The 23854-nt window shown below is 65.6% G+C and carries 23 protein-coding genes and 1 pseudogene; 16 read left to right on the top strand and 8 right to left on the bottom strand.

Going from position 1 to position 23854, the window contains the following annotated elements; translation table 11 throughout:
• Window positions 1-106: 106 nt before the first annotated feature.
• Complete coding sequence (locus tag NWE53_RS15875; RefSeq protein ID WP_265050344.1) at window positions 107-1270, bottom strand: ABC transporter substrate-binding protein; 1164 nt, start codon at window positions 1268-1270, stop codon at window positions 107-109.
• A gap of 587 nt (window positions 1271-1857) precedes the next feature.
• Between NWE53_RS15875 and NWE53_RS15880 the strand changes: the two genes are divergently transcribed.
• The 4 genes from NWE53_RS15880 to NWE53_RS15895 are packed head-to-tail and all read left to right on the top strand — an operon-like array spanning window position 1858 to window position 5390.
• Window positions 1858-3342, top strand: coding sequence for a 6-hydroxynicotinate reductase (locus NWE53_RS15880; protein WP_265050345.1), 1485 nt, complete (start codon window positions 1858-1860; stop codon window positions 3340-3342).
• Between the two features lie 5 nt (window positions 3343-3347).
• Window positions 3348-4232, top strand: coding sequence for a UPF0280 family protein (locus NWE53_RS15885; protein ID WP_265050346.1), 885 nt, complete (start codon window positions 3348-3350; stop codon window positions 4230-4232).
• On the top strand, window positions 4225-4809 hold the full coding sequence (locus NWE53_RS15890) for an amino acid synthesis family protein (RefSeq protein WP_265050347.1): 585 nt from the start codon (window positions 4225-4227) through the stop codon (window positions 4807-4809). The genes NWE53_RS15885 and NWE53_RS15890 overlap by 8 nt, the downstream gene beginning before the upstream one ends.
• Window positions 4806-5390: an amino acid synthesis family protein gene (locus NWE53_RS15895; protein ID WP_265050348.1), complete on the top strand. Its 585-nt coding sequence runs from the start codon at window positions 4806-4808 to the stop codon at window positions 5388-5390. The genes NWE53_RS15890 and NWE53_RS15895 overlap by 4 nt, the downstream gene beginning before the upstream one ends.
• A 192-nt stretch (window positions 5391-5582) precedes the next feature.
• On the opposite strand, the gene NWE53_RS15900 is transcribed toward NWE53_RS15895, so the two are convergent.
• The 3 genes from NWE53_RS15900 to NWE53_RS15910 all read right to left on the bottom strand — a co-directional run bounded on the left by NWE53_RS15900 (window position 5583) and on the right by NWE53_RS15910 (window position 10981).
• Entirely contained in the window at window positions 5583-9128 is a 3546-nt protein-coding gene (locus NWE53_RS15900; RefSeq protein WP_265050349.1) for a molybdopterin-dependent oxidoreductase, read from the bottom strand.
• Entirely contained in the window at window positions 9125-9622 is a 498-nt protein-coding gene (locus NWE53_RS15905) for a (2Fe-2S)-binding protein (RefSeq protein WP_265050350.1), read from the bottom strand. Before NWE53_RS15905 ends, NWE53_RS15900 begins: the two co-directional genes overlap by 4 nt.
• A 159-nt stretch (window positions 9623-9781) precedes the next feature.
• A complete protein-coding gene (locus tag NWE53_RS15910) occupies window positions 9782-10981 on the bottom strand; it encodes an amidohydrolase family protein (protein ID WP_265050351.1) in 1200 nt (399 codons plus the stop codon).
• Window positions 10982-11115: 134 nt separating this feature from the next.
• On the opposite strand from NWE53_RS15910, the gene fdxA reads away from it, so the two are divergent.
• The 12 genes from fdxA to NWE53_RS15970 all read left to right on the top strand — a co-directional run bounded on the left by fdxA (window position 11116) and on the right by NWE53_RS15970 (window position 20005).
• Entirely contained in the window at window positions 11116-11445 is a 330-nt protein-coding gene (fdxA, locus tag NWE53_RS15915) for a ferredoxin FdxA (RefSeq protein WP_265050352.1), read from the top strand.
• 138 nt (window positions 11446-11583) lie between these two features.
• Complete coding sequence (locus NWE53_RS15920) at window positions 11584-12357, top strand: ferredoxin--NADP reductase (protein ID WP_265050353.1); 774 nt, start codon at window positions 11584-11586, stop codon at window positions 12355-12357.
• Window positions 12358-12390: 33 nt separating this feature from the next.
• On the top strand, window positions 12391-13137 hold the full coding sequence (locus NWE53_RS15925) for an electron transfer flavoprotein subunit beta/FixA family protein (protein ID WP_265050354.1): 747 nt from the start codon (window positions 12391-12393) through the stop codon (window positions 13135-13137).
• Entirely contained in the window at window positions 13137-14066 is a 930-nt protein-coding gene (locus tag NWE53_RS15930; RefSeq protein ID WP_265050355.1) for an electron transfer flavoprotein subunit alpha/FixB family protein, read from the top strand. Before NWE53_RS15925 ends, NWE53_RS15930 begins: the two co-directional genes overlap by 1 nt.
• A gap of 561 nt (window positions 14067-14627) precedes the next feature.
• Window positions 14628-14879 (top strand): hypothetical protein, encoded by a 252-nt coding sequence (locus tag NWE53_RS15935; RefSeq protein WP_265050356.1) that lies wholly within the window; start codon window positions 14628-14630, stop codon window positions 14877-14879.
• A gap of 76 nt (window positions 14880-14955) precedes the next feature.
• Window positions 14956-15966: a YihY/virulence factor BrkB family protein gene (locus tag NWE53_RS15940; RefSeq protein WP_265050357.1), complete on the top strand. Its 1011-nt coding sequence runs from the start codon at window positions 14956-14958 to the stop codon at window positions 15964-15966.
• Between the two features lie 121 nt (window positions 15967-16087).
• Window positions 16088-16297 (top strand): cold-shock protein, encoded by a 210-nt coding sequence (locus NWE53_RS15945; protein WP_265050358.1) that lies wholly within the window; start codon window positions 16088-16090, stop codon window positions 16295-16297.
• Window positions 16298-16499: 202 nt separating this feature from the next.
• Window positions 16500-16730, top strand: a complete 231-nt coding sequence (locus tag NWE53_RS15950; RefSeq protein ID WP_265050359.1) for a hypothetical protein — start codon at window positions 16500-16502, stop codon at window positions 16728-16730.
• Window positions 16731-16790: 60 nt separating this feature from the next.
• Window positions 16791-17165 (top strand): hypothetical protein, encoded by a 375-nt coding sequence (locus NWE53_RS15955; protein ID WP_265050360.1) that lies wholly within the window; start codon window positions 16791-16793, stop codon window positions 17163-17165.
• A gap of 614 nt (window positions 17166-17779) precedes the next feature.
• Window positions 17780-18070 carry a hypothetical protein gene (locus NWE53_RS15960; protein WP_265050361.1) on the top strand — a complete coding sequence of 97 codons (291 nt, stop codon included), beginning with the start codon at window positions 17780-17782 and terminating at the stop codon, window positions 18068-18070.
• Window positions 18071-18170: 100 nt separating this feature from the next.
• The gene (locus tag NWE53_RS15965; RefSeq protein WP_265050362.1) at window positions 18171-19193 is read left to right on the top strand and encodes a L,D-transpeptidase family protein; all 1023 of its coding nucleotides are present in this window, start codon (window positions 18171-18173) and stop codon (window positions 19191-19193) included.
• Between the two features lie 152 nt (window positions 19194-19345).
• On the top strand, window positions 19346-20005 hold the full coding sequence (locus NWE53_RS15970) for an extensin-like domain-containing protein (protein ID WP_265050363.1): 660 nt from the start codon (window positions 19346-19348) through the stop codon (window positions 20003-20005).
• Between the two features lie 143 nt (window positions 20006-20148).
• On the opposite strand, the gene NWE53_RS15975 is transcribed toward NWE53_RS15970, so the two are convergent.
• The 4 genes and pseudogenes from NWE53_RS15975 to NWE53_RS15990 form a co-directional block, all read right to left on the bottom strand.
• A complete protein-coding gene (locus tag NWE53_RS15975; RefSeq protein ID WP_265050364.1) occupies window positions 20149-20958 on the bottom strand; it encodes a siderophore-interacting protein in 810 nt (269 codons plus the stop codon).
• Complete coding sequence (locus NWE53_RS15980; RefSeq protein ID WP_265050365.1) at window positions 20955-22178, bottom strand: iron ABC transporter permease; 1224 nt, start codon at window positions 22176-22178, stop codon at window positions 20955-20957. Before NWE53_RS15980 ends, NWE53_RS15975 begins: the two co-directional genes overlap by 4 nt.
• 76 nt (window positions 22179-22254) lie before the next feature.
• A pseudogene (locus NWE53_RS30055) lies at window positions 22255-23025 on the bottom strand (iron chelate uptake ABC transporter family permease subunit); the annotation flags it as partial.
• Complete coding sequence (locus NWE53_RS15990; RefSeq protein ID WP_265050367.1) at window positions 22934-23854, bottom strand: ABC transporter substrate-binding protein; 921 nt, start codon at window positions 23852-23854, stop codon at window positions 22934-22936. The pseudogene NWE53_RS30055 and the gene NWE53_RS15990, both read right to left, overlap by 92 nt.

Raw genomic sequence — 23854 nt, forward strand, 5'->3', positions numbered from 1 at the left:
CGCCGGCACGTTAGGCCACGACGGAGGCGATCGCAGAGCAGAAGGTTTGAGACGACATCCCGGACGGATCAGCCCGTCCGGGAACCGGCTATGTGGCGGCTGAGCCTCACCCGGCGGGGCGCATGGCTTTCACGACATCGTCGCTCGGCAGGTACTTCGCGCCGTCGCGATAGCTCCAGTCGATCATCGTGCCCTTGCCGTTCCTCACCGCCGTCTTGCCGACGAAGGCGCCGAGCGTCGACTGATGGTCGACGGCGCGGTACTCGGCCGTGCCGAAGGCGGATGGGAATTTGAGCCCCTTCATCGCGTCGATCAGCTTCTCGTTGTCGGTCGTACCGGCCTTGGCCAGTGCCGCCGCGATCGAGTTCATCGTGTCGAAGCCGACGACCGAGCCCAGCCGCGGATAGTCGTTGTACTTCGCCTTGTAGGCGTCGCGGAACTTGACGTGCTCCGGCGTCTGCAGATCGGCATGCGGGTAGCCCGTCACGATCCAGCCTTCCGGCGTCTCGGCGCCGAGCGGATCGAGATATTCCGGCTCGCCGGTCAGCATCGAGACAACGGCGCGCCCCTCGAACAGGCCGCGCGTATTGCCCTGGCGCACCAGATTGGTCAGGTCGGCAGCGAAAGTGACATTGAAGATCGCGTCGGGCTTGGCCGCTTCCAAGGCCTGGACCGTGGCGCCGGCATCGATGCGGCCGAGCGCGGGGAACTGCTCGGCGACGAACTCGACATCGGGCCGCGCCTTCTTCAGCAGTTCCTTGAACCACTTCACCGCCGACTGGCCGTATTCGTAGTTCGGCGCGACGATCGCCCATTTCTTGGCCGGCAGCTTCGCGGCTTCCTCGACCAGCATCGCGGCCTGCATATAGGTCGAGGGGCGCAGCCGGAAGGTGTAGCGATTGCCCTTTGACCAGACGAGAGCATCCGAGAGCGGCTCGGACGCGGCGTAGAGCCGCTTGTTCTGAGCCGCGAAATCGGCGATCGCGAGGCCGACATTGGACAGGAAGCCGCCCGAGAGCAGGTCGACCTTCTCGGCATTGATGAGGTCGCCGGCATGGCGCACCGCGTCCTCCGGCTTGCCGGCATCGTCGCGGAAGATCGTCTCGAGCTTGCGGCCGAGCACGCCACCGGCGGCATTGACCTGATCCTGAGCCAGTTCCCAGCCCTGGCGATAGGGTTTCAGGAAGGCCGGCTGGGCCGTGTAGCTGTTGATCTCGCCGATCTTGATGGTGCCGCTGCCCTGTGCCCGAACGAGCGAGGGAGCAGCCATGGCTGCTGCGCCTGCGGAGGCGGCGGCTAGAAAGCGTCTGCGGTCTATCGTCATCGCTGTTCCCCTCGTTCTTGCTTCAGATGCGCGGCGCCTATTCGGTCCCTTCGTCGCTGGCAGGTTCCTCCATGCCGGCTTCAAAGGGCTTTATCGCGGTCGTCTCGTGCAACTGAATTGTTTGTGCACCTACGAATTTGATGGGGTCCAAAATTCTTGTCAACCTATAATAATTCTGCCCGCTGCCCGCATTGAAGGCAGCCGCCGCGGGCAAGCGGGCGGCACTCAACGCCGGAAGGCGGCTAAGGTCGCCGTCCCCGCATGGCGTCGCAATGCTCCGGCAGCGCTGAGGACTCACCGAACGTTGCTGGGCTTCTAGCGCTTCCGCCCGGCGGGCGCGATGCAAAATTGGGCATGCGGCCATCCTCATGCGTTCATGCCGGCCCGCGCCCGGTAGCCGATGCAACCGGGACCGCCAGCCCCCGGACTACGCGGGTGTCTTGTCCCACTGTTGACGGGCTCCCGTTCGTTCGCTTACATTGTTTGCATACAAACAATAACAATCTGCGCCGCCGGCGCGAGGGGTACGAGCTATGGCCTCAGACGTGACAACCGCCGCCGTGGACGACAAGATTCGCTGCGATGCCTGCCCCGTCATGTGCTTCATCAAGCCCGGTGCGGTCGGCGCCTGCGACCGCTACGGCAATGTCGACGGCGCGCTCGTGCGCGTCGATCCGCATGTCGTTCTCGGCCGGACCATCGACCAGGGCGGCGAGGTCGTGCCCTTTGCGGGCGAGCGCGAGTGGAGCGGGGACATCCTCAATCCGCGCGGCACCTTCATCACCGCCATCGGCGCCGGCACGACCTATCCGGACTACAAGCCCGCGCCCTTCATCATTTCCTCGGAGGTCGACGGCGTCGACATGGTCACGGTCGTGACCGAGGGAATCTTCAGCTATTGCGGCGTGAAGATCAAAATCGACACCGACCGCTTCCTCGGCCCCGAGACCGCGACGGTGCGTGTCGAGGGCGAGGCCGTCGGCCACGTCACCACAGGCGAATACGGCTCGCAGATGCTCTCGCTCGGCGGTGTGCACCACCTCACCGGCGGTTCGAAGAAGGAGGGCCGCGTCACCTGCGACGCGCTGCTCCAGCTCTGCAACGGCAAGGCGGTCGAGCTGGCGATCGACGGCGGCGAGACGGTCGTCGTGCAGGCCGGACAACCGCCGATCGTCAACGGCATTCCGGAAAGCCGGATGCGCGTCGGCTGCGGCTCGGCCACCATCGGCATCTTCGCCAGGCAGTGGCACGGCAAGGTCGACGAGGTCGTCGTCGTCGACGACCACATCACCGGCGTCCTCTCCGAGCACCAGGCCGGCAAATTGCTTGGCATGGAGCCGACCGGCCTCAAGATGAAGGGCCGCCGGTCGACGCCCGGCCGCTATTTCCAGGTGGCGCAGCCCGGCACCGGCTGGGGCGGCACCAATATCAGCGATCCGCTGACCATCCTCGGCCCGTTCGACCCCAAGGTCGCACGTCCGGGCCTGCGCCTGCTCATGGTCTCGACCACCGGCGAGCATGCCGCCTATTATGAGCTCGACGATGAGCTGAACCCGGTGGAGATGGATATTCCCGCACCGCTGCGCGAGCCGGTCGACCGCATCGCGGAGAACTGCGAGCCTGCGCTGTCGACGGTGCTGTTCATCGGTGGCGCCGGCGGCTCGCTGCGCGCCGGAGTCACCGAGAATCCGGTGCGGCTGACGCGTTCGGTCAAGGATTCGCTGACCTATGTCACCTGCGGTGGTGCCCCGGTCTATATCTGGCCGGGCGGCGGCATCACCTTCATGGTCGATGTCACGCGCCTGCCGGAGAACGCCTTCGGCTACGTCCCGACGCCCGCGCTGGTCGCGCCGCTGGAATTCACCATGAAGCTCTCCGATTATCAGGAGCTCGGCGGCCATATGGACCATGTTCAGCCGCTCAGCCTGCTCAAGAGCGAGGGGCGCCTCCAGCTCCCGCAGCGGCAGGACAATCCCTGGCCCTTCGCGCCGCAAAAGACACGGCGCTCTCACGGATAGCGGACATGTTCGAACGGCCCTCGATGCGCTTCCTGCCGGATGGCAAGCGCCTGCTGCTGCAGCAGGGGCCGATCGACCTCGTCATCCAGGCGACCGGAGAGGATTCCGCCGCTCAGGCAGCCTATGAGGCTGCCGGCCGCCGTTTCGACGGGCTGCTGGCCAAGCTTTGCGGCGAACTCTCCCTGCTGCGCAGCCGCGTCACGAGCCAAAGCCCGGTTCCGGACGGCGAGGTCGCCCGGCGCATGCACGCAGCGGTCCTGCCCTTTGCCGTCGATACCTTCATCACGCCGATGGCTGCGGTCGCCGGCTCGGTCGCCGAGGAAATCCTCGGCGCGATGGTCTGCACTGCCCCGCTGCGGCGCGCCTTCGTCAACAATGGCGGCGACATCGCATTGCATCTGACCGAGGGCGAGCATGTCCGCGTGGGGCTCGTCGACCGACCGGAACAGCCAAGCCTGTTCGGCACGACGACGATTTCCGCCACGGACGGCATCCACGGCATCGCGACCAGCGGCTATCCCGGCCGCAGCTTCTCCCGCGGGATCGCGGAAGCGGTGACGGTGCTGGCGCGTACAGCCGCCATGGCCGATGCCGCCGCGACCGTGATTGCCAATGCGGTGGACCTGCCCGGCCATCCGGCCATCGTCCGGATGCCCGCGAACGCGATCCACTCCGACAGCGATCTGGGCAATATCCCGGTCACGCGCCATGTCGGCAGGCTTGCCGAGACCGAGATTCAAGACGCACTCGCTACCGGCCTGCGAGAAGCGAAGAGATTGCAGGCGCTAGGCCTGATCCTGTCATGCGCCCTGCACCTCCAGGGCCGGAGCGAAACGCTCGCCTTGCCCGCACTTTCAGAAACCACATCGAGGAAACTGTCCCATGCCTGAGATCGCCATCCGCAAGCTCGCAGTCGTCGTCGAGACGATCTTCCATGAAGGCGGCCCCGCTCCCGCTGCGCCGCTGAAGCGCGGCGCGGCTCTGGCCGTGATCGCCAACCCCTTCGCCGGCCGCTATGTCGCCGAGATCGCAGGCTTCATGGAGGATCTGAAGCCGCTCGGCCTTTCGCTGGCAACCCAGCTTCTCGATGCTCTCGGCGGCGATCCAAAGGCTATCGAAGGCTACGGCAAGGGCGCCATCGTCGGCGCGGCCGGCGAGCTGGAACATGGCGCTCTCTGGCATGCGCCGGGCGGCTATGCGATGCGCGAGATCCTCGGCGACGCCAAGGCGATCGTGGCCTCGACCAAGAAGGTCGGCGGCCCCGGCACCCGGCTCGACATCCCCGTCACCCACATCAACGCATCCTATGTCCGCAGCCATTTCGATGCCTTCGAGGTCGGGCTGACCGATGCGCCGAAGGCCGATGAGCTGCTCTTCGCGCTGGTGATGACCACAGGCTCGCGCATTCATGCCCGCGTCGGGGGGCTGCAGGCCTCCGAGATCAAGGGAGAGGATGGCCTGCGATGAGCGCAAGCATCCGCAAGATCGTCACCATCACCGACGAAACCCGCTCGGAGATGGGCCGCCCGGTCGAGCCGGCCGTGCGTCGCGCCGCGGCGGTCGCCGTGATCGCCAATCCGTTCGCCGGGCGCTACGAGGCAGACCTCGCGCCGATGATCGAGATCGGCGAGGAGCTGGGCGACCTGCTCGGCCGCCATGCGCTGGCGGCGCTGGGTATCCCCGGCGAGCAGGTCGAGGGTTACGGCAAGGCGGCGGCCGTAGGCGAGAACGGCGAGCTGGAGCACGCCGCGGCGATCCTGCATCCCAAGCTTGGGACGCCCTTGCGCAAGCTGCTCGGCAAGGCGCCGGCTCTCATCCCCTCCGCCAAGAAGCGCGGCTCGCTCGGCGTCGTGCTCGACGTGCCACTCGGCCACAAGACGGCAGCCTATGTCCGCAGCCATTTCGACGGCATGGAGGTGCGCGTGCCCGACGCCCCGCGCGCCGACGAGATCATAGTCGCGGTGGTGCTGACCAGCGCCGGCCGCCCCCTGCCCCGCGTCGGTGGCTTGAAGACCGACGAGATCAAGGGCGAGGACGGGCTGCGCTGAGGACAACGAACCTCCACTGTCATTCCGGGGCGCCGCGCAGCGGCGAGCCCGGAATCCAGAAGCGATGCATTCTGTCGAAAAAAGTAAATCGGCCAGAAGCGCCTTTTCGGGGCGGCCCATCGCTTCTGGGTTCCGGGCTCATTGCTGCGCAATGCCCCGGAATGACGGCGGAGCCGGCCCGGGCCAGCACAGCTAAGGCCGATTCGCCCTCACCTTTTCGATCGCCTTCTCCACCCCGCTCCATTCCGGCCGCCCCGGCGCGAAGCGGCCACGCAGATAAGCCGCGAGATTGGCGATCTGCCGATCATCGAGCGCATTCCCGAAGGCCGGCATCTGGCCCGCGCCGTGGCCACCGCCCTGTATTAGCATGTTGACGAGATTGGCCGGTGTCGCGGCATGAAGCTTCGAGCTCAATCCCAGCGCAGGCCCCTGATTGGCGAGCGGCGCGATACGGCCCGTCTCGTGGCAGGCTGCGCAGGCACCCTCATAGAGCCGCGCAACCGGCGAAGTGCCGGGATTGGCGGCAGAGGCCGTCGCCTTCACGATCGCCTCGGTTCGCGTAGCCGCCTCCTGCTCCGGCAGCGGCTTGTTCAGGGAGGCGAGATAGGTCGCCATGGCGCGGATATCGGCGTCCGGCAATTCCCTTAGTTCTTCGATTACCGGCGCCATCGGGCCGGAGGCCGTGCCGTGGCGGGCTGCCTGGCCGGTACGCAGATAATCGTAGAAATCCGCCTCGCTCCACGGGATCGGTGAATGCGAGAGGCTGGTCAGGGCCGGAGCCTCCCACCCCTCCGCCTCGCCGCCGGCGAGATAGGCCTGACCGCCCTTCTCGGCGCCGAGCGCGTTGCGCGGCGAGTGGCAGGCACTGCAATGTCCGAGCCCGTCGACGAGATAGCGCCCGCGATTCCAAGCCACCGAGCGCGCGGGTTCCGGCTTCGCTTCCTTGCCGCGGTTGAACAGCAGGTTCCAGCCGGCCATCAGCGGGCGCAGATTGAAGGGGAAGGTCAGCCTGCTCGGCTCGTTGCGCTGCACGACCGCGGGCTGCGACATCAGGAAAGCGTAGAGCGCCTGAAGATCGGCCTCGCTTGTCCTGGTGAAGTTCGGATAGGGGAAGGCCGGGTAGAGATGGCGCCCGTCGCGATGGATGCCGCCGCGCATCGCCCGCTCGAAGGCGGGATAGGACCAGTTGCCGATGCCGGTCTCGGGATCGGGCGTGATGTTGGTAGCCGTCACCGTGCCGAAAGGCGTCTCCAATGCGAGCCCGCCGGCATAGGGGACGCCATCCTTGCCCGTATGGCAGACGGCGCAGGCACCTAACGCGGCGAGCTGGCGCCCCTTCTCGATGGTCGCGGCCGACCATGTCGCCGGATCCGGCCGGGCGATGGGCGCGATCTCGGGCGCGATCGAAAATGACAGGGCCGTAACCGTCGCAGCAGCCGCAGCCAAGCCGCCCAGCTTCGCCCAGAAGCCGATGCCGCGTCTGCTCTCCTTCGCGGGAGGCGGCGCCAGCATCGGACGGCCGTTCAGCCCGGCGAGCACGCGCTCCGGCGTCAACGGCAATTCGCGAAAGCGCACCCCGGTCGCGTCGTAGACGGCGTTGACGATCGCCGCCGCGCTCGGAACCGAGGCGGATTCGCCGGCGCCGAGCGGCGGCTCGTGCTGGCGCTCCATCAGCATCACGTCGATCGCCGGCAGTTCCGGGAAGGTCAGGACCGGGTAGGCCCCCCAGTCGCGCGCTGCGACGGCGGTGGTCTCGGAGAAGGTCACTTCCTCGCGCAGCACACGGCTGGTCGATTGCAGAACGTTGCCGTGGATCTGGTGCAGCACCCCGGCCGGGTTGACCATCATGCCGGTATCCTGCCCGACGACGACGCGGCTGACCGTGACCTCTCCGGTCGAGCGGTTCACCGCGACATCGGCGACCCAGGCCGCCCAGGCCGCACCCATCCCCGGCCAGCTGCCGTGGATGTAGCGCGCCTGCGCGAAGCCGCGCCCATGCAGAATCTCGCCATCGGCGTCGCCCTGCATGCGCGGCCCGACATGCGGCTCCCAGCCGGCGCGCGCAGCGGTCGCCCGCGTCAGCTCGGCGGCGCGTTCGTCGACGATGTGGCGCAGCCGGAATTCGACCGGGTCGGCGCCCGCCTCATGGGCGAGCTCGTCGATATAGCTTTCATGGGCGAAGACATTGGGCATCGCCGAGACGCCGCGCAGCCAGGAGGCACGCACGATCGGCGCCATGTCATAGGCCGTGACCCGCATGTTCTCATAAGCGTAGGACGGGATCGCCGTGCGGTCGCCCATCTTGAGCGCCGCGGGCGTATTGGGGATACGCCCCGTCAGCAGCAGCGCCAGCGTCGGCGCTGCATTGGACGGGTAGCGCGTGTGGAAATCATAGGCCGCGAGCGAGCCGCCAGGGCCCAGTCCTCCGGCGATGTCCATGAGCTGTCCGGCGCCCTTCGGCTCCCAGAGATGCTCCTGCTCGCGGGTGAGCTGCACGCGCACGGGCGCGCCGACTGCGCGCGACAACAGCACGGCATCGGCCGCGACGTCATCGGCGCAGTTGCGGCCGTAGCAACCCGCCGCCTCATGCCGGACGACCTCGACCCGCTCTGCGGGGACGCCCATCAGCAATGCGATGTCGGCGCGAAGCGGATAGGGGTTCTGGCTGCCGGTCCAGACGGTGATGCCGTCCTCGCGCACATCGGCGACGGCGCAGGAAGGGCCTATCGAGCCGTGCATCTGGTAGGGCCAGACATAGGTGCGGTCGAGCCGCTTCTCGAGGGTCTGGAGCGCGGCCTCGACATCGCCCTCGTCGACCAGTCTTCGCGCCGTCGCAGGGTGAGTGCGCAATGCATTCTGGACATCGCGCAGATCAGCCGGGGCCGGCCAGTCCCTCCAGCGCGTCACCAGCGCCTGCGCCGCCTCCGCCGCCTGTTCCTCGCGCTCCGCGACGACGCCGACGAAATCGCCCTCGACCACGACGGCGCGGACACCGGGAATATGGGCGATGGACGCTTCGTCGACAGCTTCAAGGCTTTTGCCGACGAAATCGCCCCCGTCGATCCCGGCATAGGGCGGCCGCACGACCCGGCCATGCAGCATGTCCGGGACGCGAACATCATGGACATAGACGAAGCGCCCGGTCAGCTTGGCCGGAATGTCGACGCGCTCGACCGGCTTGCCGACGATGGCATGGCGGTCGACCGGCTTGAACGCGGCCTCCTTGGCCAGCGGCAGCAGGATTCGGCGGTTGCCGAGCAGCGTACCGAGGCCGAGCGGGTAGCCCGTCTCCCCGCGCCGGCTGATGGTGCCGGCGGCGACATCGATCCCCTCCTCCGGGCAATCCAGCGCAGCAGCCGCAAGCGCGACGAGCTGCTGGCGGATCTGCGCCGCTGCGATCCGCATCGGGATCGACGTGACCTGGATCGTCTCGCTGGCGATGGTTGCGCCCTGGTCGGGCGTTTCGGCCGTGTCGCCCAGCACCATCTCGACGGACGCGAACGGGAAATCCAGCTCCTCCGCGACGATCTGGGCGAGCGCTGTGCGGATGCCGGTACCGAGATCGACATGGCCGCAGAAGGCGAGCACTCGCCCTTCGGCCGTCAGGCAGACATGGACGTCGAGCCCCTCCTCGGGCGGCGCCTCGGCCGCTGCGCCCTTGCGCGGCGAGACGACGGCGATGACGCCGCCGCGCTTCAGCAATTTGCGGCGGGAGGGCGGTGGAGTCGCGCCCGTCACGAGCCTGCCCCGTCGCGGCTCCAGCAGCGTTCGGCGGCCAGCATCACCGCCCGCACGATCTCCACATGCGTCCCGCAGCGGCAGAGATTATAGCGCAGCGCTTCGCGTACCTCGCTCTCGCTGGGTTTCGGCTTCACATCGAGGAAGGCCTTGGCCGTCATCACCATGCCGTTGATGCAGTAGCCGCACTGGGCCGCCTGCGCATCGATGAAGGCCTGCTGGATCGGATGCGGCTTTTCCGGCGTGCCGAGCCCTTCCAGCGTCACGATCTCGCGGCCGACGGCGAGCCGGACGGGATAGGCGCAGGCCCGCGCCGCCACCCCGTCGAGCAGCACGGTGCAGGCCCCGCATTCGCCGAGGCCGCAACCGAATTTCGGACTGTTGATGGCGAGGTCGTTGCGCAGGAAGAAGAGCAGCGGCGTGTCAGGCTCGCCCTCGATGCGATGAGAGGTGCCGTTGACGGTAAGCGTGAAGGCGCGCGCAGCCCTTTTCATCCGCCTTTACCCGTCCGAGGGGAATGGAAGACCAGCGACACCCAGCGCGCCCCAAATCATTCGTATGCGAATGAGATAATAACGATTCCAGACTGACTGCAATCGTTCTCTCGTCGAACCCGCGCCGGCCTATCGGCCAACGCAGCGGGAGCAGGTGCTTCAGTGCCCGACGACGGCGGGGATTTTCTCGGCCGGCGGCGTGTTGCGGCTGCGCCCGGAGCGGACGATGCCATCGATCACCACCATCCCGATGCCCGGCAGGTCGCCGAGCTGGATGCTGTCGAGGAAGTTCCTGCCGGCCGAGTGCTGGGCCTTGTCCATGAAGACGAAATCGGCCGAGCGGCCGACCTCGATCAGCCCGCAATCGAGGCTGCGCATCCGCGCCGTATTGCCGGTGGCGAAGCAGAAGGCGATCTCGGCCGGGACATCGCCGAGCGAGGAGAGCAGCGAGACCATGCGGGCGACGCCGAGCGGCTGCACGCCAGAGCCTGCCGGACCATCCGTGCCGAGGATGACGCGCTGGAGATCGCCCATCTCGCGGGCGATGCGCAGCGTGTAGAGCGCGGCGCGCTCATTGCCGTTATGGACGAGTTCGAGGCCGCGCTTGCAGCCCTCGCAGATGCAGCGGATTTCCTTGTCCGGCAGGGCCGTGTGCCCGCCATTGATATGGCCGACGACATCGGTGTCGGCCTCCAGCACCACATCGGCGCCGATCAGGCCCGAGCCCGGGATCGAAGGGCCGCCGGTGTGGATCGTCGACTGGATGCCGTATTTGCGCGCCCATGCGACCATCTGCCTGGCCGTGGCACCGTCCTTGACGCCGCCGAGACCGACCTCGCCGAGCAGCTTCACGCCGGCATCGGCCAGATCCTTGAAATCCTGCTCGACCATGCCGGGCTCGATCACCGGCGCGCCGGCATGGATCTTCACGCCGCCCGGTCGGAAGGCGTCGAAGCAGCGCTGCGCATAGATCGCCATCGCCTTGACGCCGACGATATCCCTCGGGCGGCCGGGCGTATGCACCTCGCCCGCCGAGATCATGGTGGTGACGCCGCCATGCATGGTCGAATCGATCCAGCCGAGCTGGTTCTGGCGCGGCGTCCAGTCGCCCGCGACGGGGTGGACATGGCTGTCGATCAGGCCGGGCAGCAGCACCGTGCCGTTGGCATCGATGACGCTGTCGGCCTTGTCCGTATCCAGATCCTTGAAGCTGCCGACGGCTGTGATCTTCCCGCCGATGGCCACCACCGTATCGGCCTGCAGAATGGGGTTGCCGATGTCGCCACTGAGCAGAAGCCCGATATTCCGGACCACCAGCTTGTGGTCCGCCTTGATCGTCGCAGTCTTTTGCTCAGCCATCAGCCCCACCCCTTCTTGAAGCCCTTCCGCACCTGCAATCTGACCGATTGACAAGGCCGCGGAGAGTCGGCATATCGTTTGTGTACGAACAAGTTTGCACTCCCTTCCCTCACTGTCAAGCAGGAGGAACGCGCATGGCTTTCGCCGTGACCGAAGCTTGCATCCGTTGCAAGTACACAGACTGCGTCGCGGTCTGCCCGGTCGATTGCTTCTACGAGGGCGAGACGATGCTCGTCATCAATCCGGACGAGTGCATCGATTGCGGCGTGTGCGAGCCGGAATGTCCGGCAGAGGCGATCGTCTCGGAAACCGCGGATGATTCAGCCCGCTGGATCGCCCTCAATGCCAGGCTCGCCGCGCAATGGCCCAACATCACCGATAAGCGCGACGCGCCCGCCGATGCCGACGACTGGAAGGACGTTCCGGACAAGTTGAAATTTCTCCCGGAAGCCCTCGAGGCGTGAGGAATCTTCTGCGTCAGGACTGTCCGCGACAATAAAGAAGAAGATTTTGATTTCGTACGCGTTTTCTGCTTAGCAAGCGCCCGCCGCACTGCAGCAAACGCGCCAGAGACCACCGCCCAAGCTTCAAAGGACGATGCGATGAGCAATTTCTACGAGGAACAGGTCCTCAGCGTTCATCACTGGACGGATACGCTGTTCAGCTTCACGACCACGCGCGACACCTCGTTCCGCTTCAAGAACGGCCAGTTCACGATGATCGGGCTCAAGGTCGATGAGAAGCCGCTGCTGCGGGCCTACAGCGTCGCCAGCACGAATTACGATGAGAACCTCGAATTCTTCTCCATCAAGGTGCCGGACGGCCCGCTGACCTCGCGGCTGCAGGACCTCCAGGTCGGCGATCCGATCATCGTCGGCAAGAAAGCGACGGGGACGCTCGTCCTGGACAATCTCAAGGACGGCAAGCGGCTGTTCCTGCTCGGCACCGGAACCGGGCTCGCCCCCTTCCTCTCGCTCATCCGCGACCCCGAGACCTATGAGCGCTACGAGACCGTCGTGCTCGTCCATGGCTGCCGCCAGGTCGCCGAGCTTGCCTATGGCGAGCGGATCCAGAGCCAGCTGCCCCAGGACGAGTTCCTCGGCGAGATGATCCGCCAGCAGCTGATCTACTATCCGACGGTGACCCGCGAGCCCTTCCGCAATCGCGGCCGCATCACCGATCTGCTGACCTCGGGCCAGCTCTTCGCCGATATCGACCAGCCGGACTTTGATGCCGACGGTGACCGCTTCATGCTCTGCGGTTCTCCCCAGATGCTGGTCGATCTCAAGGCGACCTTCCAGGAGCGTGGCCTTCACGAAGGCAACCATGGCGAGGCCGGCGACTACGTGATCGAGCGCGCCTTCGTCGAGAAGTAATCCGGCTTGTCCGTGTAGCCTGGAGAACGGCGCATGAAGATCTTGGTGCCCGTGAAGCGGGTGGTTGATTACAACGTGAAGATCCGCGTGAAGGCGGACGGTTCCGGCGTCGAGCTTGCGAATGTGAAGATGTCGATGAACCCGTTCGACGAGATCGCGGTGGAAGAGGCGCTGCGCCTGAAGGAAGCCGGCAAGGCGACCGAGGTGGTGGTGGTCTCGATCGGTCCGGCGCAGGCAGCCGAGACGATCCGCACCGGTCTCGCGATGGGCGCCGATCGCGGCATCCTGGTGAAGGTCGACGGCATCGTCGAGCCGCTTGCCGTGGCCAAGCTGCTGCAGAAGCTGGTCGAGCAGGAAGGCCCCGGCCTCGTCATCCTCGGCAAGCAGGCGATCGACGACGACGCCAACCAGACCGGCCAGATGCTGGCGGCGCTGCTCGGCTGGCCGCAGGGCACGTTCGCCTCGAAGGTCGAGCTTGGCGCGGACAATGTCGACGTCACCCGCGAGGTCGATGGCGGCCTGCAGACGGTCAGCTTGAAGCTGCCGGCGATCGTCACCACCGACCTGCGCCTGAACGAGCCGCGCTATGCCTCGTTGCCCAACATCATGAAGGCGAAGAAGAAGCCGCTCGACGAGACCACGGCCGAGACCCTCGGTGTCGATGTCGCGCCGCGCTTGAAGGTCCTGAAGACGGTCGAGCCTGCCGGCCGCTCCGCCGGCATCAAGGTGGCCTCGGCCGCCGAACTCGTCTCCAAGCTCAAGACCGCCGGGGTGATCTGATGACCACGCTGCTGATTGCCGATCACGACAACGTCTCGATCAAGGACGCCACCGCCAAGGCACTGAGCGCCGCTTCCCAGCTCGGCGGCCCCGTCCATATCCTCGTCGCCGGTGAGGGCGCCAAAGCCGCCGCCGATGCGGCTGCCAAGCTCGCCGGCGTAGAGAAGGTGCTGCTCGCCGACGACGCGGCTTACGGCCATGCGCTGGCCGAGCCGCTCGCCGCGCTGATCGTCAAGCTCGCCGATGGCTACGACGCGATCGTCGCGCCCTCGACCACCACCGGCAAGAACGTGCTGCCGCGCGTCGCCGCGCTGCTCGACGTGATGCAGGTCTCGGACGTGACCAAGGTGGTCTCCCCCGACACCTTCGAGCGCCCGGTCTATGCCGGCAACGCCATCCAGACGGTGCAGTCCACGGACGCCAAGAAGCTGCTGACCATCCGCACCGCCTCCTTCCAGGCGGCCGGCGAAGGCGGCGCGGCCACGGTCGAGACGGTCTCCGCGGCCGAGAACCCCGGCAACTCGTCCTTCAAGGGCGAGGAGGTCGCCAAGTCCGACCGTCCGGAGCTGGCTTCGGCCAAGATCATCATCTCGGGCGGGCGCGCACTCGCCTCCTCGGAGAACTTCACCAAGGTGATCGAGCCGGTCGCCGACCGGCTCGGCGCCGCGATGGGCGCCTCGCGCGCCGCGGTCGATGCCGGCTACGCCCCCAACGACTGGCAGGTCGGCCAGACCGGCAAGGTCGTGGCCCCCGAACTCTACATCGCGGTCGGCATTTCCGGCGCGATCCAGCATCTCGCCGGCATGAAGGATAGCAAGGTCATCGTCGCCATCAACAAGGACGAGGAGGCCCCGATCTTCCAGATCGCCGATTACGGCCTCGTCGGAGACCTCTTCACTATCCTGCCCGAACTCGACGCAGAGCTATAACGCTCTGCTCGGGAGCGATGGTGCTGCGGGGTTCTTTCCTGCCCTCCACGTCAACACTCGCTCGATTGCTCCTCCGCTGCTCGCAGAAAGACGTCGCATGCAGATTCGAGTGCAGGTAGGGCGATGGCGATGAGCCGCAGCCTGCGGGAGGCTAGCGTCGGCATTTGCTGAAGCATGCCGACGCTTCGTTGACAGATTGCTCTTCGCAAGAGCCACGCTCCAGCCAGTACGATTGCAACCTGGGGCAGACGATCGCTTGGGGCCATCCCTCATCGACGCCTGCATTGCCATGTGCCTCGCCAACGCGCGAAGGCGGCGATAGCCGGCATCCGCTTGCCCGAGCTCGGGCACGTCGTACATGTCGATTTCGGCCGCGTCCGGGGCCGGCCCTCCCTCAAATTCGTCAGACGGCACAAAGACGCCTCCGAACTGAGAGTGAAACGCCCGGCCGATCCATGCCTCTCCCAAGGGCGCTGTGGGCATGGATTTTCTCGCCTCCACGGCGAACCGGGAGTGCTGAAGCGAGTTGACCGCATATACGCCGAGGCGAGGAGCAACCAGATGTCGGAGCGCGGCGTGGCATTTGTCGAGCGGTGGATCGCCGAGAACATTTCGTCCGAGGATTTCCTCGAGCAAGGAGTGGATGCACGCTTCGATATTTTTACCCGGAGCGCGCTCGCCGCAGCTCGACAGTCCGGCATACCCGAGGGCGAGATTCTGGAGGAATTTCCAGACCTGTCCTCCAGGATGGCAGAGGCAGTTCAAGGCGCAGCCGATAACGAACTTCGCCGACAGGTCGAGAATGACGACTGATCGGCCAAGACGACACAGAAGCGGCTTCCGCTGGTGCGACGGGCTGGCGCTTGTTGCAGGCGCGGTCGGTATCGTCGTGGCGCTCAACCTGGCCAGCGGCGGCGGCCGCCCGGACGCTCGCGAGCGCCGATATGCCGCCAAGGCGCAATCACGTTCGGGCGAAGGCGCATTGGCTTCGGCGCCAACCGACATCCCGCCTCGCGGCTGGTGGGAAATCCTCCGCCGGACATATACGGAAGCGGATCGAGACAGGGTCCGTGCCGTCGCGGCCGGCGTCACATTCTACGGTCTTCTCGCCCTCTTTCCCGCACTGACCGCGTTCGTCTCGATTTATGGGCTTGTCAACGACCCCGCTTCGATCGGCGGCCAATTGGCAGGGCTGGGCGCCTTTCTTCCGGCCGGTGCGATAGAATTCCTGGCAGATCAGATTTCCCGCATCGGCAACGGTGGGAGCGCAACGCTCGGATTTGCCTTTTTCCTCAGCCTCGGCTTGGCGCTCTGGAGCGCCAATGCCGGCGTCAAAGCGCTGTTCGATGCGCTGAACGTGGCCTATGGCGAAGACGAGAAGCGGGGCTTCTTCAAGCTCAATGCGATTTCGCTCGCCTTCACGGCCGGCATCATCGCGTTCCTGCTGGTCGCGCTGGGTGCCATCGCGGCCATCCCCATCGTGCTGGATTACGTCTACATGGGTGCCGCGAGCGAGTGGCTCATATCGATCGGCCGTTGGCCGTTGCTCTTCGTCGTGCTCGTCGTCGGCCTTGGTATTCTCTACCGCTTCGGGCCAAGTCGAGACGATGCGCAGTGGAAATGGGTGAGCCCCGGCGCCTTGGTCGCAGCGGTTGCCTGGGTGGCCGGGTCGATTCTGTTCTCGTGGTACGTCGCCAATTTCGAGGACTACAACAAGACCTATGGCACCATCGGAGCCGTTATCGGCCTGCTGACCTGGATGTGGCTATCGGCGACCATCCTGCTTGTCGGGGCGGAGCTGAATGCCGAGGCTGAGCGACAGACGAACCGTGACACAACCAAGGGGCCTCCGATGCCCATTGGAATGCGGGGCGCGGACGCTGCCGATCGCAAGAGCTGATCGGCCGGACAGTTTGTAAGAGCGACGTCCCGGAGTGTTGTCGGCCCTCGGCCCTAGGTTTTAGTCGCTTGCCTCCTGAGGTACGGCCCGCCATGTTACCGACTTCGACAAGGAGAGCGAAATGGCGACAGGCACAGTGAAATGGTTCAACTCGACGAAAGGCTTTGGTTTCATCCAGCCTGACGACGGCGGTCAGGATGTCTTCGTTCATATCAGCGCCGTCGAGCGCGCTGGTCTCCGTGAACTGCGGGAGGGGCAGAAGATTTCCTACGAGATCGTTGCCGACAAGCGTTCCGGGAAGTCTTCGGCGGAAAACCTGAAGGCGGAGTAGCCGGTTCTCCGGCATTCGATTGGCCTCGCCGTGACTCAGGCGGGGCCGCTGGCCGCCTTCATGAGGGGGCGGCCAGGCTAATCGGGCGCGACGCCTTCCGGCGCGTCGATGACGCTCTGAATGAGCCGAGACGTACCCCTCTCAACAGGAACAATCATTTATCGAGCAGGGTTACATGCCGACAGCAAGATCGGGATGCCCAATGAGACCCGCCGATGTGATTGCCAAATATGCCAGCGCTGAAATCGGCGTGCTGCTGCAGCATCGCGACAAGCACGCTGGCGATATCGATTCGGCTTACTGGGTCGAGTACCCTTCCATTGAACATGCCATCGAAGCGGTTGCTGACGACCTGTTTGACGGCCGTGTCGAGAAGATGACCGCGAACGGCGAAGTGCTTCCCGACGCAGAATTGGCCGCTCTGACCGAGTGAACGAGCCATCGCCTCGACTTCTCCCACCTGCCGCAAACCAAAATTCATTAGGAACGAGCAATGCGAACACCGATCTCAATCGCTGTGTTGGGCCTTCTATGCGTTGGGTGCACCACGCAGCCCGCGAACTACGCCGGATCGCTCAATCATTCAGACAGGAAATGGCAAAGCGCCGCCTGCAAGGACGGCAGGCAGAAGGCCGAGAGCTACGATGCCGAAGAGAAGGAGCGGTTGAAGTCGTCGGTGATGATAGGATTCCTGAGCCCATCGGGCGCACTCGCGACGGTCAACGTCACCAACCAGCAGAATATTCGCCGCAAGCAGTTCAATCGTGATCTGCACCTGAGGTGCTCGAGCTCTCCGCTTCCGGAGGATCTGACCAACATTCCCGAGATTCAGCCCCCTCCGATGCTCGACACCGGCAGGGGCAATTGAACAATCGACCAACGAGGGGTGCGCTAACTCCTCGTTCATCACGATCCATCGCATTTTACGGAACTTCGGAACGGGATTGCTGACCGGGGAATTGGTCCGTCAGAAGGAGGACGGTCCGATGCATTATCGCGTTTCCCTGGACTTATGGCTTTGGCTCGGTGTTGCGCTCAACCTCGCACTTATGCTGGCCGCCACCCTGCGCCCGGTTTCGGCGGGATGAGCGGGCGCGCTTCCAACCGGGAACATTAGATGCGGGCCACCCGTTGCCTGATCAAATCCACGACCAGGAGGATGAGATGAGGGACGGAAACGGCAACCCACTGACGCCCGAACAGGAAGCTGCGATCAAATCGCGAGAGCCGGCGAAGAAGGATGCTGCCGGCCAGTACGCGAAATCGCAGGCTGAGCCCAATCGGGACGGGCTCGTGAGCGCAAACCCTGTGGTGCTATCTGGCGACGGCGACGCCACGCCCGGGAACGGGCATGGTCGCGACCGCAATGATGATGGCCCCGAATCTGTCTAGGAACGGATTCGATTGCCGAGTCATCGGCCTTCTTGTCGATAGACAGTCATGGCATCATCCCGACTCTGGAACCAAAACCCTGGAGCTGTGATGCCGGAAGCCAATGCCGCACCAGCCATTCTTGACGAGGCACCACCGCATCCCGAGGAGATCAGGTCTGAATTCGACCTGCGCGTCGGCAAGCACATTACCCTGCAAGGGAAGGCGCGGATTACGCCCGCCGGTCTCATCTGCTCGGGGCTTGCCGTCGCGATGGTGACATGCGCCCTGGCCTATCTCGCTCGGTCGGTTCCACGGCGGCGCCGGCAAATGCCGGCGCAGCGGCCAACGGCATTCGGACATGAGCACGACCTGAGACGCGGTCGTCGCAGTCCGGTTTGAACGCCTGAATTCGATTGTTCGAGTCGGGCTGCAGTCCTCGTGGAACATCTGGTCGCTTCATCGGTATGGCTTGAGCCTTCTAACGGCTCTTGGGGTGCAGATGAAAACCGACCTGCCGCGCAGCGCTTATGTGCAACTGCAGAAGCTGATAACCTCGCTTGTCGGGTCATTACTTGCGGCAGCTATCCTGTTGGCATTGCCTGCGTTTGCCCTGACGGCTGACGAGATCAATGCGGTAACCTTCGCCGACAGGAACACGCAGGTCGAAGTGGGGCCGGTTCCCTTTGTGGCAAAGGCGCAGATCCTGCTCAGCCGCCGCAGCATTTCCCCAGGGGTCATCGATGGTGTCGACGGCGAGAATTTTCGCAAGGCTGTCGCGCAGTTTCGGCGTCAGCAGAATTTGCCCGAAGGCGATGAGATCGACGAACTGGCCTGGCTGAGTCTCGGCGGGGACACGATTCGTGACGTGATCGCCGAATACACGCTGTCGGCGAAGGACGCGTCCTACGATTTTGCCGACGCGATCCCCCGCGACTATGCCAGGCAGGCGAAGATGAAGCGCCTGTCCTATACGAGCCCGCAGGAGATGCTGGGCGAACGTTTCCATATGAGCGAAGCGCTGCTCAACGCCCTGAATCCGCGCGGATCATTCACCGAAGCCGGGACACGTCTCCTGGTGGCATCGGCGCGTCGCGCGCCGGAAGTCGGGTCCGCTCTGCGGATCGACGCGGTCAAGAGCACGGGGATGGTCATTGTCTTCGGGGCGGAAGACAGAGTGCTGGCGAGCTACCCGGCGACCATTGGCAGCGAGGACAACCCCTCTCCATCGGGCGAATACACCGTTGAGCGAGTCGCGAGGAACCCGAATTATACTTACGATCCCGAGAAGAATTTCCAGCAGGGCAAGAACACCGAAACGCTCGTCCTGCCGCCCGGTCCAAATGGTCCCGTCGGGACCGTCTGGATCGCCCTGTCGAAGCCGACATTCGGAATCCATGGCACGCCGGAACCATCCAAGGTCAGCAAGACGACCTCGCATGGCTGCGTAAGGTTGACGAATTGGGATGCTGAAGAGCTGGCCGATCTGGTTAAGCCGGGCGTCGCGGTTCGCTTCGTCGATTGATCGGCATGCGTCGTCCGCGTTCGTGGCGCACTCTTCTGATCGCAGGCGGCCTCTGCGCGCTTCCTTGCTTTTGGGTGTCCGCAACCGAGGCCAGAGATCGTGCCGGCGGTGCGAAAGCTGCGTCTTCGGCCTCGCCGCGACTGCCGGCCCAGATGGTTGCGCCTCTGCCACCGCGACGCCCTGCCGATCTGGCTCCACCCGCCGCGCCGGAGCCGCAAAAGCCCGCCGAAAACGGAGCGGACAAGCCGGCGGCAGGATCGGCTTGCATCGCGCGCTTCGAGGAGCGTGGAGGCGTTTCACTTCCAATTGCTGCGGAGAACACGAGCGGCGAGTGCGGCATCGAGGATCCGGTGAGCTTCCGCACCGTGACAATGCCTGATGGGTCCAAGGTCGAGTTCGACAGCGCGATCACGGTTCGATGCGCCTTCGCGCTCGATATTGTCGACTGGGTGCGCGACGATCTCTCGCCCGCTGCGGCTGCGGCGAATAGCAAGCTCTCCCGCCTCGTTGGTGTCGGCGGTCATGCCTGCCGCCCGCGCAATGGCGCCGCCGGGGCTCCAATCAGCGAACACGCAAGCGGAAACGCAATGGATTTGAGCGGTCTCGTCCTTCAGGACAATCGCAGCGTCATGTTCAACAATAACCGCGACGATGGGACCAGCGCATTACGAGAGCACGTGCAAAAGAGCGCCTGCGCACGCTTCACGACCGTTCTGGGCCCAGGCTCGGACAGCTCTCACAAGGACCATCTTCACCTCGACATGCGTCGCAGGAAGGGCAACTTCAAGATTTGCCAGTGGGCAACGGAATGAAGGGGGCGGAGCTTGGGCTGGCTTCCGCGCGAGGCCGGCCGCCGCTTGGCAACAGGATATGTCCGCCCCTGGCGGAACCCAACGTCCGGATCTGACGCGGAGCCGCGGATCGCAGGAATGCTGAAGGCGGTGGTGGCAGCCATTCAGCCACTGCGCTCAAACGAACCCTCGGCAAATCCACGCCGCCAGTAGTTGAGGATCGAGTACTGATCCTTGGGCAGAGATAGGCCATCCTTGGCATGGCTGCGAAGGAATCGCGCAAGCCTGGCCTCTGCTCCGACCCAGAGAAACAGATATTCACCGGGCTCGGCAGACGCCAGCTTCAGATCTCTCATCAAAGACGGCAGTTCGATCGTCTTCTCGCCGATCAACCAGGTTACCGACAAGCCGGGCGGAGCGCGGAGATGCTGCTTGTCCTCGTCATCCCCCAGGCAGATGACGGCTTCACCCCTGCTGTCGTCAGGGAGGTTCTCCAGGCTTTGGGCGATGGCAGGCAGGGCCGTGTGATCGCCGATGAAGACGTAGCGATCCACGCCATAGGGATGGGAGAAGCCGCGTTCGAGGAGCGCAATGCTGTCACCGGGCTCGGCTTTGGCCGCCCAGCGCGAGGCCGGGCCCTCGTCACCGTGCAGGACGAAATCGATGGTCAGTTCCTGCAGCTCCTCGTCGAAATCTCTCACCGTGTAGGTGCGCACCGATGGCCGCTGATCCACGGGGCATTCGATCGCCCCGCTTTCTCCGATGCGCGGCCAGCCCGGATCCTTGAGATTCAGCGGGGGAACAAGGAGCTTCACATAGGGCCCGAGGCCTTGGCGATAGAACGAGAAGCCTGCCAGCTCCGGCCCCGTTAGGACGACCCGCCGCATATGGGGTGTCACCCGCCAGGCGCGCAGGACCTGGAGCCGGCGGAATGTCCCGCGTCCGGGATTGTGGATGATGCCCGAGGCCTTCATGAACCGCGCCTCTGCATGAGCCACATGAAATAGGGCCCGCCTACGAACGCCGAGACCAATCCCGCCGGGATTTCCCATGGGAAGATCGCGACGCGTCCGATCCAGTCGGAGATAACGAGAAGCGAGGCGCCGACAAGCACGGCCCCGACGAATTGGCTTCCCGAAGCCGAGAAGCCGAAGCGCCTCGCGATATGGGGAGCCATCAGCCCGACAAAGCCGAGCGGCCCGATCAGCAATGTCGCTGCCCCTGTCACCACGGCGCAGTAGGCGAGGACGATCGCGCGGGCTCGCCCGACGGACACGCCGACCGCCCCCGCGGTGGCCTGCCCAAGCGGCAAGATCGCGAGCCAGCGCAGCAACATCGGCAACACCGCCAATGCACCGATCAGGGCGAGCATGGCCGCAATCGCCGCGCAGGGCGCGACGCCCGCCGTCGATCCCGACAGCCAACCGAGCAAGCCACGCAGCGCCGGATGGCCGGTCGACAGCAGAACCGTGGCGATGGCGCTGCTGAGCGTCGCCAGGCAGACTCCCACGAGGAGGCTGCGCTCCGGCCCACCACGCGCTCGCGATCCGATCAGCAGCAGCGCGGCGAGCGTCAGGGCAGCGCCTGTGCCCGCTCCGGCAAGGCCGGTTCCGGCCGACTGGGCAGGCATGAGCATGATCTGAACCATGAAGCCCAGTGCGGCGCCGGAGGTGAGCCCGAGCACCTCGGGGCTCGCCATCGGATTGGCGGTAAGCCTCTGCAGCGCGGCCCCCGCGAGCGCCAGCAGGCCACCGGCGGCCAGCGCACCCACTGCACGGGGCCAGCGCCATTGCAGCACGGCATGCGGATCGACGAGCGGCGGGGTGATCTCCCATCCATCGGGCCCACGCCCGACCAGCAGCGCCACCCCCAAAGACAGCGCGAGCAATCCGGCCAGGCCGAAAAGCCGGGCGCCGGCGTGCGGGACACGACGCAGAGCCGGTTCGTTGCCCGGTGGCCGGACGTGCTGCCGGCTGTACATCAGGAGGATGAGCAGACAGGGAGCGCCGAGGAGCACCGTGGCGGTGCCGGTGGGTAATTCCCTCATCACAAGGCCCAGGAGCTGCACGATGCTGTCTGCCGACCAGAGCAGCCCGGCGCCAATGACAGGCGCCCAGATGAGGCGTTGCCGGGCCGTGCGCGCGCCGCAGAACCGGGCCAGGTTCGGTGCGGCAAGCCCGATGAAACCGATCATCCCCACCGCGCTGGCGAACCGCGATGGCGAGAATGAGGATCCTGATGCTGCGGACCTTGAGCCCGCTCGCCAACGCCGTCTGGTCGCCGAGTTCGAGCAATGCGAGTGGGCGCAGCGCCGCAAAGACCAAGAGTGCGGAGAGGGCGAGACGCGGCAGCAGGTAGAGCACGCCGCTCCATCCGCTCTGGAAGAGCGCTCCGGATTGCCAGATGAACAGGTTTGTGAGGTTGTCGTGATTGTACAGGACGGCGAGCGCGGCGAGGCTTCCGCAATAGAGGCTGACGATCAGACCTGCCATGATCAGCGCGGTCGGGGCGAAACCCTGCCGGCGGGCGATGAGGAAGACCGCAAGGCAACCCAGGCTGCCGCCGGCGAGCGCGATCGGCTCCTGCCCCCATTCCAGCAATTCGGGCAGCCAGAGCGTCGCGGAAACCAGCGCGAGGCTTGCGCCGGCCGAGACGCCGAGCGTGCCGGGCTCCGCAAGCGGGTTGCGCAGGACCATCTGGAAGATGCTGCCCGAAAGACCCAGCGCCGCGCCGCAAAGCAGAGCCATCACCGCGCGCGGCGCGAGGCTGTAGGCGATCAGCAGGTCGTTGATCGACGCGTCCTGAGGCTGGAAGGTCGCAGCAAGCCAATGCGATGGCGGCGCCTGACGCAGCAGCAGGACCGCCGTGTTCGCCGCGGCGAGCGCGAGGAGCGGCAAGACCAGCATCCACGGATACGGATGGAGAGCCGGCCGTGACGGCCGCATGATCTCAGCCATGAGCCGGCGATCCGGCAGGGCGGCTTGCGTCCTGCGCAAGCATGCGGGCGAGCCTGAGGGCCGTGGGCAGGCTGCCATAGGCATAGGTCGCCGGGATCCGGCTGATCCGTCCCTCGCGCACTGCCGGCAGGCTGTTCCAGATCCTGTTATCCGCGAGGCGACGCAGCGCCGCCTCCGTCCGGGCCCCCTGATCGGCATAGATCAATCGCGCATCGGGGATGCTCGCCAGTTGCTCGACACCTGTCACATAGAAGGACCAGACATTGGCTTGCCGGCCCCACGCGTTCTTCAGGCCAAGCCGGCGCGCCACGTCTTCGAAGAGCGAGGTGGCGGTGGCGATCGAGACGTTCCGGCCGTCCGGATTGAGGTTGAGATAGGCGATCGGCCGATCGTCCCAGGTGCTCAGGGAGGCTCGGATCGCCTGCAGCTCCTCGTCGAAGCGGGTGATGATCTCCTGGGCTGCACGGGGCGCGCCAAAGCGCTCCGCCAGCTCCGGCAATTGCCGTTTCGCGGTATCGATCGCGTCGAGCGTCTCGCTCCGGTTCTGAAGAACGACGACAGGAGCGATCCGCGCGAGCTGCGGGGACCGGACCGACCATTGCGGGATCAGGATGAAATCGGGCTGCAGATACTGAAGCAGTTCGACATTGGGCGCCCAGCCCGCTCCGAGCTCGACCACCGATGCCGGCAGCGACGGCTCCACCATCGTGCGGTCGTAGCCCGCCCTGTCGATGACGCCAGCGGGCACGATGCCGAGGGCGAGCAGCGTCTCGGCGCCCGTCCAGTCGGTGCAGGCGACCCGTACGGCCTCGCCCGGCGGGCTCGACCTGGCGAGGGCCGAGCCATTGAAGCCCGGCGCTGCCGGGAGGCAGCCCGCGGCCAAGGCCAGCAGCGCGCGGCGCCGGGTCGGCAT

Source organism: Bosea sp. NBC_00550 (assembly GCF_026020075.1).
Taxonomy (GTDB): Bacteria; Pseudomonadota; Alphaproteobacteria; order Rhizobiales; family Beijerinckiaceae; genus Allobosea.

Bases quoted from the DNA above. Each gene is read 5' to 3' on its own strand.
- NWE53_RS15930 (WP_265050355.1), top strand. From the start codon at position 13,137: ATGACCACGCTGCTGATTGCCGATCACGACAACGTCTCGATCAAGGAC.
- NWE53_RS15875 (WP_265050344.1), bottom strand. From the start codon at position 1,270: ATGGCTGCTCCCTCGCTCGTTCGGGCACAGGGCAGCGGCACCATCAAG.
- NWE53_RS15935 (WP_265050356.1), top strand. From the start codon at position 14,628: ATGTCGGAGCGCGGCGTGGCATTTGTCGAGCGGTGGATCGCCGAGAAC.
- NWE53_RS15955 (WP_265050360.1), top strand. From the start codon at position 16,791: ATGCGAACACCGATCTCAATCGCTGTGTTGGGCCTTCTATGCGTTGGG.
- NWE53_RS15925 (WP_265050354.1), top strand. From the start codon at position 12,391: ATGAAGATCTTGGTGCCCGTGAAGCGGGTGGTTGATTACAACGTGAAG.
- NWE53_RS15920 (WP_265050353.1), top strand. From the start codon at position 11,584: ATGAGCAATTTCTACGAGGAACAGGTCCTCAGCGTTCATCACTGGACG.
- NWE53_RS15885 (WP_265050346.1), top strand. From the start codon at position 3,348: ATGTTCGAACGGCCCTCGATGCGCTTCCTGCCGGATGGCAAGCGCCTG.
- NWE53_RS15980 (WP_265050365.1), bottom strand. From the start codon at position 22,178: ATGATCGGTTTCATCGGGCTTGCCGCACCGAACCTGGCCCGGTTCTGC.
- NWE53_RS15950 (WP_265050359.1), top strand. From the start codon at position 16,500: ATGAGACCCGCCGATGTGATTGCCAAATATGCCAGCGCTGAAATCGGC.
- NWE53_RS15910 (WP_265050351.1), bottom strand. From the start codon at position 10,981: ATGGCTGAGCAAAAGACTGCGACGATCAAGGCGGACCACAAGCTGGTG.
- fdxA (WP_265050352.1), top strand. From the start codon at position 11,116: ATGGCTTTCGCCGTGACCGAAGCTTGCATCCGTTGCAAGTACACAGAC.
- NWE53_RS15905 (WP_265050350.1), bottom strand. From the start codon at position 9,622: ATGAAAAGGGCTGCGCGCGCCTTCACGCTTACCGTCAACGGCACCTCT.
- NWE53_RS15945 (WP_265050358.1), top strand. From the start codon at position 16,088: ATGGCGACAGGCACAGTGAAATGGTTCAACTCGACGAAAGGCTTTGGT.
- NWE53_RS15990 (WP_265050367.1), bottom strand. From the start codon at position 23,854: ATGCCGACCCGGCGCCGCGCGCTGCTGGCCTTGGCCGCGGGCTGCCTC.
- NWE53_RS15970 (WP_265050363.1), top strand. From the start codon at position 19,346: ATGGTTGCGCCTCTGCCACCGCGACGCCCTGCCGATCTGGCTCCACCC.
- NWE53_RS15895 (WP_265050348.1), top strand. From the start codon at position 4,806: ATGAGCGCAAGCATCCGCAAGATCGTCACCATCACCGACGAAACCCGC.
- NWE53_RS15880 (WP_265050345.1), top strand. From the start codon at position 1,858: ATGGCCTCAGACGTGACAACCGCCGCCGTGGACGACAAGATTCGCTGC.
- NWE53_RS15975 (WP_265050364.1), bottom strand. From the start codon at position 20,958: ATGAAGGCCTCGGGCATCATCCACAATCCCGGACGCGGGACATTCCGC.
- NWE53_RS15890 (WP_265050347.1), top strand. From the start codon at position 4,225: ATGCCTGAGATCGCCATCCGCAAGCTCGCAGTCGTCGTCGAGACGATC.
- NWE53_RS15960 (WP_265050361.1), top strand. From the start codon at position 17,780: ATGCCGGAAGCCAATGCCGCACCAGCCATTCTTGACGAGGCACCACCG.
- NWE53_RS15965 (WP_265050362.1), top strand. From the start codon at position 18,171: ATGAAAACCGACCTGCCGCGCAGCGCTTATGTGCAACTGCAGAAGCTG.